This is a genomic window from Stenotrophomonas sp. YJH_SMC_36, from assembly GCF_059369935.1.
Window position 1 is genome coordinate 258,245 of record NZ_JCAFTD010000001.1, and the last position, 16,663, is coordinate 274,907.

Below are 16,663 nucleotides of genomic sequence, written 5' to 3' on the forward strand. Positions count from 1 at the left end.
CGGGCACGCCGGCCGGCAGGGCTCAGCGCGAGGCCGGCAGCACCGGCTTGCGCACCACCCGGTACTCGCCCTCGACCACGGTCGGGTCGGCCGGTCGGGCTGCACCCGCCTTGCGCGAGGCCAGCAGCTTCCACGCCAGGCCGACCAGGATCATCGCCGCACCGACGAACACGCCGATGAACACCATCGCGGCCAGGATCGCCAGGCCGAGCAGGCCCACGGCAACGCGCACCAGCGGGTGACGCGGCTTGCGCGGCGCGAACAGGGTGCGGAACTGGTTGAAGGCGGAATCGCGATTGAACATGGCGGCTCGATAGGCTGGGAAATCAGCGAAACCAGAGTATCGGGAGCCCGCACTGTCATTGAGTGAAAAACTCGTTAAATATAGCCTGTGCTTATTACGAATCAATGACTTGTGTTCATCCTGCAGCCAGTCACCTGAGCAGGCGTGCGACAATGCGTCTTTACTGTCCGAGCCTTCGCCATGACTGCCGCTGTTGCCCTGATCGCCCTTGATGCCATTGCCGATGGTGCGTTTGCCGAGGTCGAAGCAGTGGTCGAGGGCGATGCCGAGTCGTTGCTGCTGTATCGCGACGGCGCACAGGTGCGCGCCTTCCTGAACATCTGCCCGCATGCCGGCCGTCGCCTGGACTGGGCGCCGGGGCAGTTCCTGAAGAGCCGCGAGGGGCATCTGGTCTGCGCCGCCCACGGCGCCTCGTTCGCGTTGGACAGCGGTGACTGCATCGCCGGCCCCTGCAAGGGCGACCGCCTGCGCGCGGTGACGGTGGACGTGCGTGATGGGCAGGTCTACCTGGCCTGAGGCCGGCTGGGGGGCGGCTCCGTTTTCCGTAGGAGAACGGCTCTGACCCATCAAGCCAGGAGCAGTCGAGCATGGCTCGACTCTGCAAAGGCATCCACGCATGGCGTGGATCTACCGTGTCGACCAAGGTCGACACCTACCAAAGCGGTGCACGACGCTGTTCTGGCAGATCGCAGAAATCTGTCGGACCCACCCCGCCTTCCCACGAAATGCACGCTTTTGCCGTTGAGGTTGCCGGCCAGCGGCCGGCACTACTGGGGTGCAGGGCGCAGCCCTGCCGATGAACCCGACCCTCAGAACATCAGGTTGATCATCAGCACCACCACACAGGTGTAGATCAGCGACAACGGTCCGCCGACCCGCCACATCTCGCGCGGGGTGTAGTTGGCCGGGCCGGTGATCATCGAGATGACCGGATTGGACGCCGTCATCAGATTGTTGGAGGCCGACAGCGCCACGATCAGTGCGAACGCGGTGGGGTTGCCACCCGCCGCCAGCGCCAGATTCACCGCGATGGGCACCATCACGATGGTTGCGCCGACATGGCTGATCACCAGCGAGAACACCGTTGTCAGCAGCGCCAGGGCCAGCTCCAGCACCCACACCGGTATGCCGGTGGGGAGCTTGTCGATGGTATGGCCGGCGACCCAGGCCGCCGCGCCGCTGGAGTCCATCGCCCAGCCGAGCGGGATCAGTCCGGCCATCATGAACACGGTTTTCCAGTTGATCGAGGCATAGGCCTCGTCCATCCGCAGCACGCCCGTCAGCAGCATGCCGGCCACGCCGGTCATCAGGGTCAGCGCCACCGGCAGCTTGCTGGTCAGCGCGATCAGGATCGTCAGCGCGAAGATCGCCATGGCGATCTTGAACTTGTGCGGGCGCTGTTCGCCGGTCGGGTAGTCGGTGACCACCACGAAGTCACGGCTCTTGGCGGCCTGCGCCAGGTCGGTCCAGATGCTGTGGAAGACCAGCATGTCGCCAGCGCGCAGCTGCACGTCGCGCACGTCCTCGCGGATCACCTGTTTGTCGCGGTTGATCGCCAGCAGGCTGATGCCGCGCTCCTTGCGCAGGCGCAGGTCGGCCGCACTCTTGCCGATCACGTTCGAGGTCGGCGGCACCACCGCCTCGGAAATGCCCGCGCGGCTGGGATTGAACAGGTCGCCCAGGTGCTTCAGCCGCGAGGACATGCGCAGGAACTGGTTCTGGGCGAAATCGCCGATCTGCTCGCGCGGACCCATCGCGCCCAGCACACTGCCCACCCAGATGCGCATTTCCGCCGGTGGCGCCAGCCGCGTATCGTTGCCGGTCTTCAGCGCCAGCAGCAGCGGCGCGTCATGCAGGCTCTCGGCCTCGCCCAGGGTCATGCCGACCAGCGGGCTTTCGGCGGTGACCACCAGTTCGAACACATCGCCTTCGATGCCGTAGGTCTTGGCGAAGTAGCTCTCGGTACGGGCCGGGGTGACCCCATCGTTGACCAGGGTCTCTTCCTCGATCAGCTTGCGGTCGCCGTAATAGCGGAAGTACAGCAGCGAGGCGATCAGCAGCGCCACGCCGATCGGCAGCGGCGCGAACATGCGCAGCGGCTCGATGCTGGCCAGGCCGGAGGGCAGGTTGTTGTTGGCCGAGGCCAGCAGGTCGTTCAGCAGGATCAGCGGCGAGTTGCCGACCATGGTCAGCGCACCGCCCATCACGATCGCCGCCGAGATCGGCAGCAGCAGCCGCTGCATGGTCAGCCCGGTGCGTGCCGCCAACCGCGAGGCGACCGGCAGGTACAGCGCCATCACCGACGGGTTCTGCATGAAGGACGAGTTCAGGCCGGCGATGGCCGTGGTCATCATCAGCAGGCGCTGCTCGATGCCATGTCCGCGTCGCAGCAGCCAGGCCGCGAGCCGGTTCAGTGCGCCGGTGCGGTCAAGGCCCGCACCGAGGATGGTGGTGGCGATGATGCTCATCACCGCGTTGCCGGAGAAGCCGCCGAAGATTTCCTCCGGGGCGATCAGGCCGGTCACACCCAGTACCACCAGCACCACCAGCGCGACGACGTCGGCGCGGATCCGCTCGAACAGGAACATCGCCATCGTGAAGCCGACCAGCCCGAGTACGAGCTTCATGTCGTTGGTCAGCGTCAGCGCGGTATCCATGTGGGGCGCGGCGTCCTCGGGCGATCGTCAGGTGCGGTCGTACAACAGGTCCCAGACGCCATGGCCGAGCTTCTGGCCGCGGGTCTCGAAGTGGGTCTGCGGCCGCCATTCCGGGCGCGGCACGCTGCCCCGCGGACCGGCCCGGTTGACCAGGCCGGCGGTCGCATCGAGCACGTCCCACATCTGTTCGGCGTAGTCTTCCCAGTCGGTGGCGCAGTGCAGGCGGCCGCCCGCACGCAGCTTGCGCACCAGCAGCTCTGCGAAGGCCGGCTGCAGCAGGCGGCGCTTGTTGTGGCGCTTCTTGTGCCACGGGTCCGGGAAGTAGATGCGCACTTCATCGAGCGCGCCATCGGCGATCTCGTTCTGCAGTACTTCCACCGCGTCATGGTGGTACAGGCGCACGTGGTCGGCGTTGTCGTCGGCCAGGGCGTTCAGAAGGCGGCCGACACCGGGCGCGTGCACTTCGATGCCGATGTAGTCGCGCGACGGGTCATGCTGGGCAGCAAAGCGCAGTGCAGCGCCGTTGCCGAAGCCGATCTCCAGCACCTTGTGCGCCGGGCGACCGAAGGTGGCGTCCAGGTCGCGCGGCTGGCCGCTGTAATCCAGGCCGAAGCGCGGCCAGCGTTCGTCGAACGCGCGCTGCTGGGCAGGCGTGAAGCGGCCCTGGCGCAGCACGAAACTGCGCACCTCGCGGCGCCCCTCGCTGACGGTGAACGGCTTGGGCGGGGCCTTGGACCCAGCGCTGTCGAAAGGATTGGTCATCAGCCGATCAACCCATCCACCGGCGACGACGCGCTGGCGTAGCGCTTGCGCGGGATGCGCCCGGCCAGGAACGCTTCACGTCCGGCCTCGACCGCCTTGCGCATCGCACTGGCCATCAGCACCGGGCTGCGCGCGCCGGCAATGGCCGTGTTCATGAGCACGCCATCGCAGCCCAGCTCCATCGCGATCGCCGCGTCCGATGCCGTACCGACGCCGGCATCGACGATGATCGGCACCCGGGCGTCCTCGATGATCTGCAGCAGGTTGTACTTGTTCTGGATGCCCAGGCCCGAACCGATCGGCGCGGCCAGCGGCATCACCGCAGCGCAGCCGATCTCTTCCAGGCGCTTGGCCAGGATCGGGTCGTCGGAGGTGTAGACCATGACCTCGAAGCCATCCTTGACCAGCTGTTCGGCGGCCTTGAGGGTCTGCATCACGTCCGGGTACAGGGTCTTCTGGTCGCCCAGCACTTCCAGCTTGGTCAGGTTGTGGCCGTCCAGCAGTTCACGGGCCAGGCGGCACGTGCGCACCGCGTCTTCGGCGGTGTAGCAGCCGGCGGTGTTGGGCAGGATGGTGAAGCGCTCCGGCGGCAGCACGTCCAGCAGGTTCGGCTCGCCGGGGTTCTGCCCGATGTTGGTGCGGCGGATGGCCACGGTGACGATCTGGGCGCCAGCGGCCTCGGTGGCCAGGCGGGTTTCTTCCAGATCCTTGAACTTGCCGGTGCCGGTGAGCAGCCGCGAGCCGTAGGTCTTGCCGGCGATCACCAGCGAATCGGGGGAGACATGAACGTTCATGGCGCGATTATCGCTTATCCGCCTGAAGATGGGGTCGTCACTTCGATGCCGCCGGGAGGCAGGTGCAGGGGCAGCACCGGGCCATGCCCGGCGAGCGCGCAGCGCGGGCGTCGTGCCTCAACCCCCACCCAGGGCGTGCACGATCTCCACCACGTCACCTTCGGCAAGGCGATGCTCGCCATGGCGGCTGCGGCTGACGATCTCGCCATTGACCTCGACCGCCACCCGGCGCTGCAGCAGCTGCTCGGCCTCGAGCAGGTCATGGAGGGTTGCCGAAGCGTGCAGGGTGCGGGGTTCGCCGTTGAGCTGGATGTTCATGGCGGCATTGTCGCGTATGGCCCGTCAGGACGGAAACCATCCGTTCCTCCGCACGGCGCCCGCATCGGCGCAGCCTGCGATTGGCGGGCTGCGCGGCAATTCATGCGGCGGCGCAGCGTGAGCAATCGTCGGTGCGGTGAAACCATTCACCGTGCGCCGGCGTACGCACGCCGGATCCTCAATGACGTCCCCACAGGAGTTCTTTACATGCTGCTCAGCAAACGCCCGATCCGCTCCCTGATGGCGGCCGCGATCGCACTGGCCGCGGTTCCGGCCATGGCAGGCGAATCCCCTTACTCGCACGCGGTGTTCTTCGGCGACAGCCTGACCGACGCGGGCTATTTCCGGCCGCTGCTGCCCCCGGCAACACAGCAGGTCACCGGCCAGTTCACCACCAATCCGGGCTGGGTCTGGTCGCAGCAGGTCGCCAACTACTACGGCCTGAACGGTACGCCCAACGGCAACGGCCAGAACGGCGACAACTATGCCGCCGGCGGTGCGCGCGTGTCGGTGGAGGTCACTGGTGCCCTGGGGCCCATTCCGTCGTTGAAGACGCAACTCACCCGCTACCTGGCCGTAAATGGCGGCAAAGCCGATGCCAACGCGCTGTACACCGTCTGGGGCGGCGCCAACGACCTGTTCGCGGCCGCTGCGGCGCCGGCACAGGCGCAGGCCATCATCGGCGCGGCCGTCACCGACCAGATCGCCCTGGTCGGCGCGCTGAAGCAGGCGGGCGCCCAGTACGTGCTGGTGCCGAACCTGCCCAACGTCGGCCTGACGCCGTCCTTCCGTGGCCCCAATGCCGCCGCCGCCACCGCGCTGTCGGCCGGCTACAACAACGCCCTGTATGGCGGGCTGAAGCAGGCGGGCATCGAATTCATCCCGTTGGATACCTTCACGGTGCTCAGTGAAGTGGCCGCCAATCCGGCCATGTACGGTTTCACCAACGTCACCAGCACGGCCTGCACCATCGACCCGGCCAATTCGACGCAGAGCATCATCGGCTGCAACCCGACGTCCTACGTCAGCCCGGATGCCGCGAAGACCTACCTGTTCGCCGACGGCGTGCATCCGACCACGGCAGGCCATGCACTGCTGGGCCAGTACGCGGTATCCGTGCTGGAAGGCCCGCGCCTGCAGCAGGTGCTCAGCCATTCGGCGCAGACCATCGGCCGTTCGCGCGCCGACCAGGTCGGCATGCATCTGGGCGGTCGTCCGGCTGACGGCCTGTCGTGGTGGGGCGGTGTGCGCGGCGACATGCAGCGTTATGACCACGCCGATCTCTACGACGGCCTGGCGCCGGCCGGCCTGTTCGGTGTCGACTGGTCGCGTGACGGCATGGTCTTTGGCGGCTTCGGTGGCTATGGACGCATGGATGCCGATTTCGGCAACAGCCGCGGCGATTTCACCCAGTCCGACACCACGCTGGGCCTGTTCGCTGGCTGGTACGGCCAGCGTGCCTGGGTCAACGGGCAGGTCAGCTACAGCTGGCTCGACTACGACGTGACCCGCAAGGTGCAGCTGGGTCCGGCCACCCGTGAGCATGGCGGTTCGGCAGATGGCAGCAATCTCACCGCCGCCATCAATGCGGGGTACGAGTTCGGCGCCGAGGGCGGCTTCCGCCACGGTCCGGTGGCTGCCCTGATCTGGCAGAAGGTGAAGATCGACGGCTATACCGAGAGCGCCGACGCCGGCACGCTGGCCACTGCGCTGGGTTACAACAACCAGGAGCTGGACTCCACTGTCGGTCGCATCGGCTGGCAGGCGCGCTTCGATGGCGGCACCTTCAAGCCCTACGTGCAGGCCACCTACGATCACGAGTTCGAAGACACCAAGCAGGCCAGCGCCTGGCTGCAGTCCCTGCCGGAGCTGGGCAGCTACCGCGTGCCGGGCCTGAAGTTCGACAAGGACTACGCCACCGTGGTGCTGGGCGCCCGCACGGAGCTGTTCGGGCTGCAGAGCAACATCGGCCTGAGCACCTCCACCGCGCAGAAGCGTGCACGTGACGCGACGCTGTTTGCCAGCTTCAGCGGCAGTTTCTGACGAACGCACCTTCCCAGGCCCCGCAAGGGCCTGGGAAGGCTGCATGGCAGCGTCGGGCCATGCCCGGCGCATGCGGTGGCCACCATTGCGCAACACCGGCCCGACCGCATAGACTTTCACCACGCGACGCGGGCGTAGCTCAATGGTAGAGCTGTAGCTTCCCAAGCTACTGACGTGGGTTCGATTCCCATCGCCCGCTCCATCTTCCGCAACGATGCGTGTGTTTTCCGGATCGGCCGCGAACCTAGATGTTTCCCCTTTTGCATCTTTCTGTGCCTGCCGGCTCTGTGAGTCGGTGAAGCGTGGGCGCTTCCCGTGCTTGCCGATGGTCTGGCGGGGCGATAAGCCGGTAAAGTGCGGCAACATTCAAGCCAGTGGCAGGGGGGGGAATGCGGAATCGGATTCTTGCGGTTGCGTTGATGGGTATTGCGTCGGCGTGCACGCCGACCGAAGAAAATGCAAGAAAACAGAAGGTCGAGGCTGATCGGGCCATAGCGGAGGCGGGGGTCCGTCGGGCGCTGAAGGATCCTGACTCGGCAAAGATCGTCATCCGTCAGGCGTTTGCGATGTTCGACGGTACGATTGTCTGCGGGATGGTCAACGCGAAGAACAGCTTCGGCGGCTACACGGGCGACCGCGCGTTCATGATCAACGTCAATGCGGATGGCAGTACCGGTGCGCCCTCCGTTGCGCAGGACGACGTCAGCAGCGCGGTATCCGTGGAAATGTGCGATTTCCAGCGGGACTATGCCGCACAGCCTGGCCACGTCGGCAAGGCGGTCACGCCGGAGCAGTCCAGAGAGCTTTTGGCGGCCTACACCAAGAGGGTGCGGGAGGTCGTTGCACGGATCAACACGGGCCGATAAAACGCGGCAGCCGCAGCCCGACGGCATCGGTGTCGGGCTGTTGCTGGCTGGACTGTGGCGCCCTGTCTCGGCAACCACGCGGCATCATCCGCCCGCCACACGGCCGCGCTATGCTGCGCGCCTGCCGACCGATCCCGCCGCGATGAAGCTCGCCATCCTGTCCCGCAACAGCTCCCTGTATTCCACCCGCCGGCTGGTCGAGGCGGGGCGTGCGCGCGGCCACACGGTGCGCATCCTCGATCCGCTGCGCTGCTACATGCGCATCGCTGCCGACGGATTCTCGATGCACTACAAAGGGCGGCCGATGACCGGTGTGGACATGGTCATTCCGCGCATCGGTGCGTCGATCACGCGCTATGGCACTGCGGTCCTGCGCCAGTTCGAGCTGATGGGCGCGCGTACGCCCAATCCGTCCGACGCGATCCTGCGCTCGCGCGACAAGCTGCGCGCGCATCAGCTGCTGGCGGCCAAAGGCATCGACATGCCGGTCACGGTGTTCGGCGACAACCCCGATGACACCGTCGATCTGCTGTCGATGCTGGGGCCGCCGCCGCATGTGGTGAAGCTCAACGAAGGAACGCAGGGGCGCGGCGTGATCCTGACCGAAAAGGCCAGTGCCTCGCGCGGGATCGTCGAGGCGCTGCGTGGCCTGTATGCCAACTTCCTCATGCAGGAGTTCATCGGTGAGGCCAAGGGGGCCGATCTGCGCTGTTTCGTGGTCGGCGACCAGGTGGTGGCCTCGATGCAGCGGCAGGCACCCGAAGGCGACTTCCGCTCCAACCTGCACGCCGGCGGCACCGCCGTGGCGGCCAAGGCCAGCCGCGCCGAACAGCAGGTCGCGGTGCGCTCGGCCAAGGCACTGGGGTTGTCGGTCTGCGGCGTCGACCTGATCCGCTCGCAGCGGGGCCCGCTGGTGCTGGAGGTCAACTCGACCCCGGGCCTGGAAGGCATCGAGGCAGCCTGCGGGGTGGACGTGGCCATGCGCATCATCGAGCACGTCGAGAAGCTGAAAAAATCCTGATTTTTCAGTAAGTTGAGATTCTCTTTGGGCGGCGAGACGCTGCTTTAACATGCCTTTAATCGGTGCGGGGGTAGGCTTCAGCGAACCGCAGCTCTGCCTCTCAGCAGGATCGGTATCGGGATACGACTTCAGGCCCAGGCGGGTGCACCGCCTGGGCCTTTTTTATGCGCGTCCGTAGGCCACGCGCCACTTGTGGCGACCCAGGGGCGCTCGTAGAGTTGGGCCTTCGTTCCGATGGACCGGGAGGTGGGCGATGTACCGCATCACGATGATCGCGTTGTTGCTGTGCGTGTCGGGCGCTGCTGTCGCCAAGACAGAGAAGAGCGCCCTGCAGATGGATCGCCAGGCTCCGGTTGCCGGCCAGGTCCAACAGGTCGAGAAGGCGCTGCAGGCGCCGGAGTACGCCGAACTGAGCGCCGATGACCGCAGCCAGATCCAGCAGGCGCTGGCCCGCATCACCCAGCGCATGGGGGACCGGCAGCGGGTCGATGAGCTGCCGCCGCAGGTACAGGCGCAGGTGTTCAACGACCAGGAGCGGGTCAACCAGCTGCTCGCCCGCGCGCGCGACGACAGCCGCCAGGTCTGCACCTACCAGCGCACCACCGGCAGCAACATGCCCAAGGGCCGTTGCCTGACTGTCGCCGAACGTCGCCGCATCGAAGAAAAGGGCAAGGCGCTGATCAATGACCAGCGCACGTTCAACAATCTTGATCCCGCATCGGGCCACTGATCCATCCCAACCGCGATGGGACACCCTGCCGGGAGTCTCTTGTGGAGGCTGCGGTCCGGTCGTAGAGTTCGGTTTCCGTTCATGGATGACACTGGAGGTGGAAATGTTCCGTACCACAACGTTCGCATTGGCACTGTGCCTGGGGCTTGCTGTCTCGGCCGAAGCCAAGTCCGGCAAGGAGGTGGTCCAGCTCAACGTGCGTGAGCCGCTGGCGATGCAGATCCAGCGTGTTGAAGCGGCGCTCAATGACGAGGAATACAGCGAAATCTCCACCGAGGACAAGAGTCGTGTGCAGGCTGCGCTGTCCCGTATCCGCGCGCGGGTGGGCGCTCACGACAGTGCCGACAGTCTGGCACCGCAGGACAAGGTCGAGGTCTTCAATGACCAGGAGGAGGTCAATACCCTTCTGACCAAGGCCAAAGCCGACAGCAGGATGGTGTGCCGCCGTGAGCGCCAGATCGGCAGCAACATGCCGCAGAACGTGTGTATGACGGTGGCGCAACGGCGCGAGGCGACCAAGTCCAGCCGCGACCTGATGTATCGGGCTCAGGGCAACAACCCGCCGCCCTTGGATTGACGCAGTCCTGGGCGGTGGCCGTGCGGCCGCAGGGGCAGGCCGCGCTGGGCCGCGCGCGTGCCTTGCTGGAGTAGATGCAGTAGCAACATGTCCGGTACGAAATGTTAAGAATGGAACCTGTATCGTTCAGCAGGTAGACGTCGCGTCCACTTCCACGGGTCCACCCTGCGGGAGTGGGCATGGCCCCCCGACGACCCTTCACGAAACAGAGGTCCCAGTGCGCATTCTTGTAATAGAAGACAACAGCGATATCGCCGCCAATCTGGGCGACTACCTCGAGGACCGGGGCCACACCGTGGACTTCGCCGCCGATGGCGTGACCGGACTGCATCTGGCCGTAGTGCACGAGTTCGACGCGATCGTGCTGGATCTCAACCTGCCGGGAATGGACGGAATCGAGGTCTGCCGCAAGCTTCGCAACGAAGCGCGCAAGCAGACCCCGGTGCTGATGCTGACCGCTCGTGACTCGCTGGACAACAAGCTGGCGGGTTTTGATTCCGGTGCGGACGACTACCTGATCAAGCCGTTCGCGCTGCAGGAAGTGGAAGTGCGTTTGAACGCGCTGTCCCGACGTGGCAAGGGGGTGCAGACCCGCGTGCTGGAAACCGGCGACCTGGAGTACAACCTGGACACGCTGGAAGTGCGCCGCCAGGGCAAGCTGCTGCAGCTCAACCCGACCGCACTGAAAATCCTGCAGGCGCTGATGGAAGCGGCGCCGGCCGTGGTCACCCGCCAGGAACTGGAAACCCGCGTGTGGGGCGAGGAACTGCCCGACTCGGATTCGCTGCGCGTCCATATCCACGGTCTGCGTGCCGTGGTCGACAAGCCGTTCGAAGTGCCGCTGATCCAGACCCGCCATGGCATCGGATACCGCATCGCCACCCCGGAAAGCTGATCCCGTGGCAACCAAGGGGGAGCGCCGGCGCACGCCGTATCGGCGCCGCCTGCGCAGTCGAATCATCGTGTCATTCGTGTTGTTGGGCTTCTGCCTGACAACACTGTTCGCGTTCGCCACCAACTGGGCCCGGATTCGGGTGGAGAACCAGCTGGTCGAGGATGTGATCAACCACAACATTGAAGAATACGCCCGTCGCTTCTACGAGCACCCCGGACGCAATCCGGCCGTGCCGGTACAGCAGATCCGCGCGTATGCCTATTCGGCGGACAAGTTCGACAAGGCGCGTGAGTCCTGGCCGCAATGGGCTGACCTGCAGACCGGCAACTACAACCTCAGCGGGACCGACGAACAGGGGCAGCCGTACGCCTACAAGCTTGCCGTGCGCAAAGCCGACGATGCGTGGTTCTTCCTGGCCTATGACATGACCGACAGCATGCGCGGCAGCAAGCAGCTCAACCGTGCGCTGGTGCTGTCGGTGCTGGTATTCAGCCTGCTGTCGCTGGTGCTGGGCTGGTGGTCGGCCTCGAAGGTGATGAAGCCGGTATCGGACCTGGCGGCCCGCCTGCGCGCCTACCGGGGCGGCACCAGCGAGCCTGAGCCGCTGGCGCCGCGCTTCCCCGACGACGAAGTGGGCCAGCTGGCCCAGGCGCTGGACGACTACTCCTCGCGATTGACCGAAGTGGTGCAGCGCGACCGTGAGTTCAATGCGGACGTCAGCCACGAACTGCGCACGCCGCTGGCGGTGATCCGCGGCGCCACCGAGCTGCTGCTGACCCGTCCCGGCCTGGATGAAAAGGTGCTGCAGCGCCTGCAGCGCATCCAGCGTGCCGAGCAGCAGTGCAGTGATCTGATCGGCGCTTTGCTGCTGCTGTCGCGGAACGAGCGGGGGCAGGGCACCAGCAATGTTGCCCGCGTGGCCGAGCAGCTGCTGGACGCGCACCGCGCGCAGCTGGGTGGCAAGCCGCTGGAACTGGCACTGGAGGGCGAGCGCAACCTGGTGATCGACGCGCCTGAGGCCGCGCTTTCGGTGGCCCTGGGCAACCTCATCGGCAACGCAGTGAAGTACTCGCAGGATGGCGAAGTGCGCGTGCACGTAGGGTCCAACTCGGTCTCGGTCACCGACAGTGGTCCGGGCCTGAGCGAGGAAGATGCGGCCAAGCTGTTCCAGCGCGGTTACCGCGGTACGCACGCGGGCCATTCGCAGGGCGGCGGCATCGGCCTGTCGATCGTCAGCCGCCTCTGCGACCTGTACGGCTGGCAGGTCAGCGTGCGCCCCGGGGGCGAGCGCGGCGTGATCGCAACGCTGACGTTCTCGCCCAGGCCGCTGTAGCAGATCCTTTGCCTGCCGAGCAGGGCCCGGCCCTACAGGGACGCCTCTTCCAGGGCGTCGCTGTCGCTAACGGCATGAACGTATCTGTTCTGCACGGCCAGACACCCGGCGCGCGCACGCTCTGCCGCGTCCGCTGCGTGTCCGATCTCACGGTTCCGGGTAGTCATAGGGCAGTTGACGCTTTTACCTCCTGATTGCCAGACGCGCAGATGGCCAAGATGCCAGTCCGCGCACTTTGCCGGCTGCCAGGAGCATCGCCATGTCGCATCGCATCCGCTACCCCAACCTGCATCAACTGGTCGGTGACTCGATCAGCCAGTTGTCTCCGGACGTCGCCCAGCGCGTCGAGGACGTACTGTCCCGCTGCGACGGCCATATGCCGGCCCAGCAGACGCCAATCGACGCCGGCGGCGTCAGCGCCGACGCAGTGCAGCCTGCCGATCTCAGGCGCGCCGTCGAAGGTCTCGGCACCCTGACCCGGGTGATGTACGCCGCGCACATCGCGCGCACGCGGGGGGGCCAGCAGAACGTGCTGCCACCGGGCGCGATGGAAGGCCTGATTCTGGCCGCGCGGGAACTGACGTGTCACGTGCAGCAGCAGCTGCAGGCCGAGAGAATCAGGGGGACAGCCACATTGCAGTGATGGCCGGGGACGCCGCAACGACGATTCTGCAACGCCGGGCACGTGCCCGGCGGGTCAGCTCGCGGCCAGTGCCAGGCGCAGCAAACGTCATCGCAGGTCATGCCTGCCGAGGGAGCTGTCATGCATCATCGATCATCATCATTCACTGCCGCATGCGAAGCGTCTTCGCGTGTCCATCGGTTCTGCGGGCCAACCGCCACGCGGCTAATTGTCGAGCGATGGCATGGGCACGAGTCGTTGTCTGGGGAGTTGCGCTGCCAGATCGACCTGTTGGGTGACGAACACGAACAGGATCTGGACGACTGGTTGACGCGGCCCGCAAGCATCACCACCCGCCTTCCGGATGGAGGAGAGGTCGTCCGCGTCGGACTGATCCGCAGCGTTGAACGTGTGGCCTGTGTTGGCAGTCTGGTGCGTTACCGCGTCCATCTGGCGGACTGGACAGCCTGGCTGCACGACAGTCGCCACAGTCGAGTATTCCAGGATGAGGACGTCGCCAGCATCATCGATACCGTGCTTTCGGAACACGCACCCCTTGCACACTGGTGCTGGCACGCTGGCAGCCCGAGTACGCTGGACCGGCGGTGCCGGGGGTATCGCGTGCAGTATCGCCAGTCGGACATGGCGTTCCTGCAGCAGCTGATGGCTGAGGAAGGACTGGGCTGGTGCATTCGAGCACGGCCTGAGGCGCCGGGTGGACATACGCTGATGATCATTGGCGACAGTACGCAATGCAGCGTGCTCCCGGGTCTTCGGCGGGTGCACCGGACGCAGCGGGTGGTGGACAGCCCGGGCATCGCGTTCCTGCATGAGTCCCGCAGGGTGGTGCCAACCCGAATGACACGCGTGACGGACAATGACGATGCGTTCCGTGTGATATCGGCAAGCCTGCCCGTGCGTGACGCGGCGGATGGTCCTTTGGAAGACTACTCGCCAGCACGCCACGCGGCGTGGCAGACCACACGTGAAGCACTGGCCGAGGTGATGCGGGAGGCTGAAGCGGCACTGTGCGACCAACGGCGCTGGACGGGCGAGGGGACCGAGCCGGACTTCGAGCCGGGCGAGGCATTCGAGGTGCTGCCGGTGCCGGGTCAGAGAGCGGCGCCCGCGCTGTTGCTTACGGCGGTGAACCATGCCGGAGTCAATCTGCTGCCGTCGGTGGCCGAACTACAGCAGGACCTGCCGGCCTGCACGCTGCCCGATACCGTGCCCGCAGCACGCGCGCAGGCACTGGGGTACGCAAACCGGTTCCAGGCCATCCCGCTTGAGCAGCGGTGGCGACGTCGGTTGGAGGACCCGGACTATCGTCCCACCGCGCCTGGACCACAGTTGGCCACCGTAGTGGGCGGCGATGACGGCGCACCGTTGCACATGGACAGCGCAGGACGCATCCGTGTGCGGTTTGGCTTCGCCACCGATGGCAGGGCGGAAAGTGGATGGCTGCGTGTCGCCCAGCGCTTCGCCGGTCCTGGCGTTGGCAGCCAGTTCCTGCCGCGCGTGGGTCAGGAGGTAGTGGTGGACTTCATCAACGGAGACATCCGCAGGCCCCTCGTGGTCGGTGCGCTCTACAACGGTCGCGGGGAATCGCGTCCGGATGCCTTGGCACTGGCCAGTGATGCGGCCACCAGCGCCCAGAACAATCTGGCCGGTGGTCAGGCGCCACGTTGGCATGCCGCTGGCGCCGGCGAATGCGCCCAGCGCAACGCGGGTGCAATCTGGGGCATCAGTTCGCAGAGCTGGGACGGCCAGGGGGGCAGCAGCCTCGAATTCGATGACAGCGACAACCAGCTGCAGGTCAGGCTGGGTACCACCCAGCGCCATAGTTCCCTCAGTTTGGGCCAGTTGCGTCACCAGCAGCACAACTTTCGCGGCAGCCTGCGCGGAAACGGATACGAGCTGCGTAGCGACGCATGGGGATCGGTACGTGCCACGGCAGGTCTGTGGCTGGACAGCACGGCGCGAACTGCCAGTGATCCCGCGGGTCTGCGGATAGCACCGGTTGCGCTGCTGCGGCAGACCCTGGTGCTGGGACAGACGTTTGATGACGCAGCGCGGCGGCACCAGACGATACGGCTGCGCGGTTGTGTCCGGCAGGCCAGCGGCTCATCGGTGTTGCAGGTTCTGGCCGACAGCGTGGCGGCGTCGCGGAGCAATAGCACCGCCGGTGAGCAGGTCCCCGCCACACGGTCGCCCGTGCTGGGCCTGTCGGCACCGACTGGCATCTGCCAGGTGGCCGGTCAGGCGTTTCAGATGGGAGTTCGGGACTGCACGCTGTTGGCCAGTGGCGGCAGCTCCGCGGCCATCGTCGTCGGCCATGCCCGCTGGCAGGGACGCCAGGCCATCGGTGTATTGGCCGGTGCGGCGCACCGCGCGGATCAGATTGGATTGAGTGTAGTGGCCGGCGAAGAACAGCTTGACCTGCAGGCTCAGGCCGATGCGGTGCTTCTGCAGTCACGGGCCGGTCTGCGGGCGACAAGCGGCCAGGGCGAGGTCCAGCTGGCGGCCGGCCGCGCCCTGCACATCGTCACTGCGGAGGGTGCAGCGATCACGCTGACTGATGGACATCTGCAGGTGACGTGCCCGGGTACGCTGACCTTCAGGACCGGCCGGCGGACATTCGTCGGTCCGGCGCAGGAACTGTTTCCCCTGCCGCAGTTCCCGCAGACGATCTGTGTGGAGTGCCTGCAGAAGGCGATGCAGGCCGGACTGCCATGGTCCTTGAAGAATGGTTGAGCCTGCCTGGATTGACCCATGGCAGCACATCGGGCTGCCGTGGCAGGGCACTGACGAAGAGACGGCAAACGCCCTGCCTGCACATGTTCTAGTGGACAGGGCATTCGCGCCGACTGCCTGCGAATCGCTGCACGCGCTGTCAGCCAGCATCCAGCCAGTGTTCAAGCATCGCTACGCGGGCGAGGGCCTGGACCGCTTGTCGCCCTGCCTGCTCACCCTTCCCGATGATGCCCGTGCACGCGAGCGTTGCTGGCAGGCGCTGTTGGCCCTGAGCCGTGGTGCGCCAATGCTGTCTGTCCTGCGTACTACGGCCGATCCGGGGGCGCTGATTCACCACCTGCGACGGATCTGGGAAGGCGAGTCCAGCGTGGGAGAGCCCTGGCTGCTGCGTTGGGCTGACGGGAGAGCGGCAGCCATCCTGCTTGAGGCGTTGGATGGAAATCAACGCAGACGCGTGCTGGCCGGACTGCAGGACTGGTATCTGCCCACCCGTACAGGAGGCTGGATGCGCGTGGCAGGCGCCGGGGGGGCACTCTTCGCTATCGATGCCAGCCCCTTGATGTTCACCGCCGTACAGGAAGCGGCACTACGCCGGCACAGCCAGGCCGATGCCATCGCCCGCTTCGTGCTGCAGCGGCCATCACTGCGACCGGACGACATGATGCCTTCACATGTACATCGTTGTGCGGAAGTCGTGCTTGCGCGCTTGGCGCGGCGCGGTATCGACCATCTGGCGCTGGCACACCGGATGACGGTCAAGGCCGTTACCGCGTGGGATGCGCGCTCTGCCGGAGAGGACGCACGAGCCCTCGATCAGGATGGAGGGCGGCGATTGTGCGCCGTTGCGTGCCAACCATGGGCGCGCATGAAGTGCGGCTCATTCCCGGCGAGTCTGGTGGATGGTGCGGACTGCGAGCGGATCATACCCCGCTGTGCGTCCATAACCTGGGACCCAATTGAATGACACCCCCTGATCAAATGAAGGTC

The 16,663-nt window shown here is 66.1% G+C and carries 16 protein-coding genes and 1 tRNA gene; 12 read left to right on the forward strand and 5 right to left on the reverse strand.

Annotated elements, in window-relative coordinates; all coding sequences use genetic code 11:
• Nucleotides 1–22: 22 nt before the first annotated feature.
• Nucleotides 23–304, reverse strand: a complete 282-nt coding sequence (locus AC5P76_RS01085) for a hypothetical protein (RefSeq protein WP_128988456.1) — start codon at nucleotides 302–304, stop codon at nucleotides 23–25.
• Nucleotides 305–484: 180 nt separating this feature from the next.
• Here AC5P76_RS01085 and AC5P76_RS01090 point away from each other — a divergent pair, with 180 nt between their 5' ends.
• Nucleotides 485–820, forward strand: a complete 336-nt coding sequence (locus AC5P76_RS01090; protein ID WP_253120045.1) for a Rieske (2Fe-2S) protein — start codon at nucleotides 485–487, stop codon at nucleotides 818–820.
• A gap of 293 nt (nucleotides 821–1,113) precedes the next feature.
• Here the strand turns inward: AC5P76_RS01090 and AC5P76_RS01095 are convergent, their stop codons facing one another.
• From AC5P76_RS01095 to thiS, 4 genes are all read right to left on the reverse strand, one after another.
• Complete coding sequence (locus tag AC5P76_RS01095) at nucleotides 1,114–2,961, reverse strand: SLC13 family permease (RefSeq protein ID WP_053517063.1); 1,848 nt, start codon at nucleotides 2,959–2,961, stop codon at nucleotides 1,114–1,116.
• A 27-nt stretch (nucleotides 2,962–2,988) separates the two neighbouring features.
• Nucleotides 2,989–3,723, reverse strand: a complete 735-nt coding sequence (trmB, locus tag AC5P76_RS01100) for a tRNA (guanosine(46)-N7)-methyltransferase TrmB (protein WP_053517060.1) — start codon at nucleotides 3,721–3,723, stop codon at nucleotides 2,989–2,991.
• A complete protein-coding gene (locus AC5P76_RS01105) occupies nucleotides 3,723–4,517 on the reverse strand; it encodes a thiazole synthase (RefSeq protein WP_053517058.1) in 795 nt (264 codons plus the stop codon). The genes trmB and AC5P76_RS01105 overlap by 1 nt, the downstream gene beginning before the upstream one ends.
• 117 nt (nucleotides 4,518–4,634) lie before the next feature.
• On the reverse strand, nucleotides 4,635–4,835 hold the full coding sequence (gene thiS / locus AC5P76_RS01110) for a sulfur carrier protein ThiS (RefSeq protein WP_053517056.1): 201 nt from the start codon (nucleotides 4,833–4,835) through the stop codon (nucleotides 4,635–4,637).
• 240 nt (nucleotides 4,836–5,075) lie between these two features.
• Between thiS and AC5P76_RS01115 the strand changes: the two genes are divergently transcribed.
• From AC5P76_RS01115 to AC5P76_RS01165, 11 genes are all read left to right on the forward strand, one after another.
• Nucleotides 5,076–6,878, forward strand: a complete 1,803-nt coding sequence (locus AC5P76_RS01115; protein ID WP_253120093.1) for an autotransporter outer membrane beta-barrel domain-containing protein — start codon at nucleotides 5,076–5,078, stop codon at nucleotides 6,876–6,878.
• A gap of 128 nt (nucleotides 6,879–7,006) precedes the next feature.
• Nucleotides 7,007–7,080, forward strand: a tRNA-Gly gene (locus AC5P76_RS01120).
• Between the two features lie 217 nt (nucleotides 7,081–7,297).
• On the forward strand, nucleotides 7,298–7,744 hold the full coding sequence (locus tag AC5P76_RS01125) for a hypothetical protein (RefSeq protein ID WP_253120047.1): 447 nt from the start codon (nucleotides 7,298–7,300) through the stop codon (nucleotides 7,742–7,744).
• 142 nt (nucleotides 7,745–7,886) lie between these two features.
• The gene (gene rimK / locus AC5P76_RS01130) at nucleotides 7,887–8,765 is read left to right on the forward strand and encodes a 30S ribosomal protein S6--L-glutamate ligase (RefSeq protein WP_065181793.1); all 879 of its coding nucleotides are present in this window, start codon (nucleotides 7,887–7,889) and stop codon (nucleotides 8,763–8,765) included.
• A 253-nt stretch (nucleotides 8,766–9,018) separates the two neighbouring features.
• Nucleotides 9,019–9,495: a hypothetical protein gene (locus tag AC5P76_RS01135; RefSeq protein WP_253120052.1), complete on the forward strand. Its 477-nt coding sequence runs from the start codon at nucleotides 9,019–9,021 to the stop codon at nucleotides 9,493–9,495.
• Nucleotides 9,496–9,598: 103 nt separating this feature from the next.
• Nucleotides 9,599–10,072, forward strand: coding sequence for a hypothetical protein (locus tag AC5P76_RS01140; protein WP_253120055.1), 474 nt, complete (start codon nucleotides 9,599–9,601; stop codon nucleotides 10,070–10,072).
• Nucleotides 10,073–10,289: 217 nt separating this feature from the next.
• Nucleotides 10,290–10,967 carry a response regulator transcription factor gene (locus AC5P76_RS01145; protein WP_053517044.1) on the forward strand — a complete coding sequence of 226 codons (678 nt, stop codon included), beginning with the start codon at nucleotides 10,290–10,292 and terminating at the stop codon, nucleotides 10,965–10,967.
• A 4-nt stretch (nucleotides 10,968–10,971) separates the two neighbouring features.
• Nucleotides 10,972–12,300, forward strand: coding sequence for a sensor histidine kinase (locus AC5P76_RS01150; protein WP_277381039.1), 1,329 nt, complete (start codon nucleotides 10,972–10,974; stop codon nucleotides 12,298–12,300).
• A gap of 259 nt (nucleotides 12,301–12,559) precedes the next feature.
• Complete coding sequence (locus tag AC5P76_RS01155; protein ID WP_193396507.1) at nucleotides 12,560–12,943, forward strand: hypothetical protein; 384 nt, start codon at nucleotides 12,560–12,562, stop codon at nucleotides 12,941–12,943.
• Between the two features lie 99 nt (nucleotides 12,944–13,042).
• Nucleotides 13,043–15,676: a type VI secretion system Vgr family protein gene (locus AC5P76_RS01160; RefSeq protein ID WP_495222595.1), complete on the forward strand. Its 2,634-nt coding sequence runs from the start codon at nucleotides 13,043–13,045 to the stop codon at nucleotides 15,674–15,676.
• Complete coding sequence (locus AC5P76_RS01165) at nucleotides 15,669–16,640, forward strand: DUF4123 domain-containing protein (protein WP_253120059.1); 972 nt, start codon at nucleotides 15,669–15,671, stop codon at nucleotides 16,638–16,640. The genes AC5P76_RS01160 and AC5P76_RS01165 overlap by 8 nt, the downstream gene beginning before the upstream one ends.
• The last annotated feature ends 23 nt before the right edge of the window (nucleotides 16,641–16,663 follow it).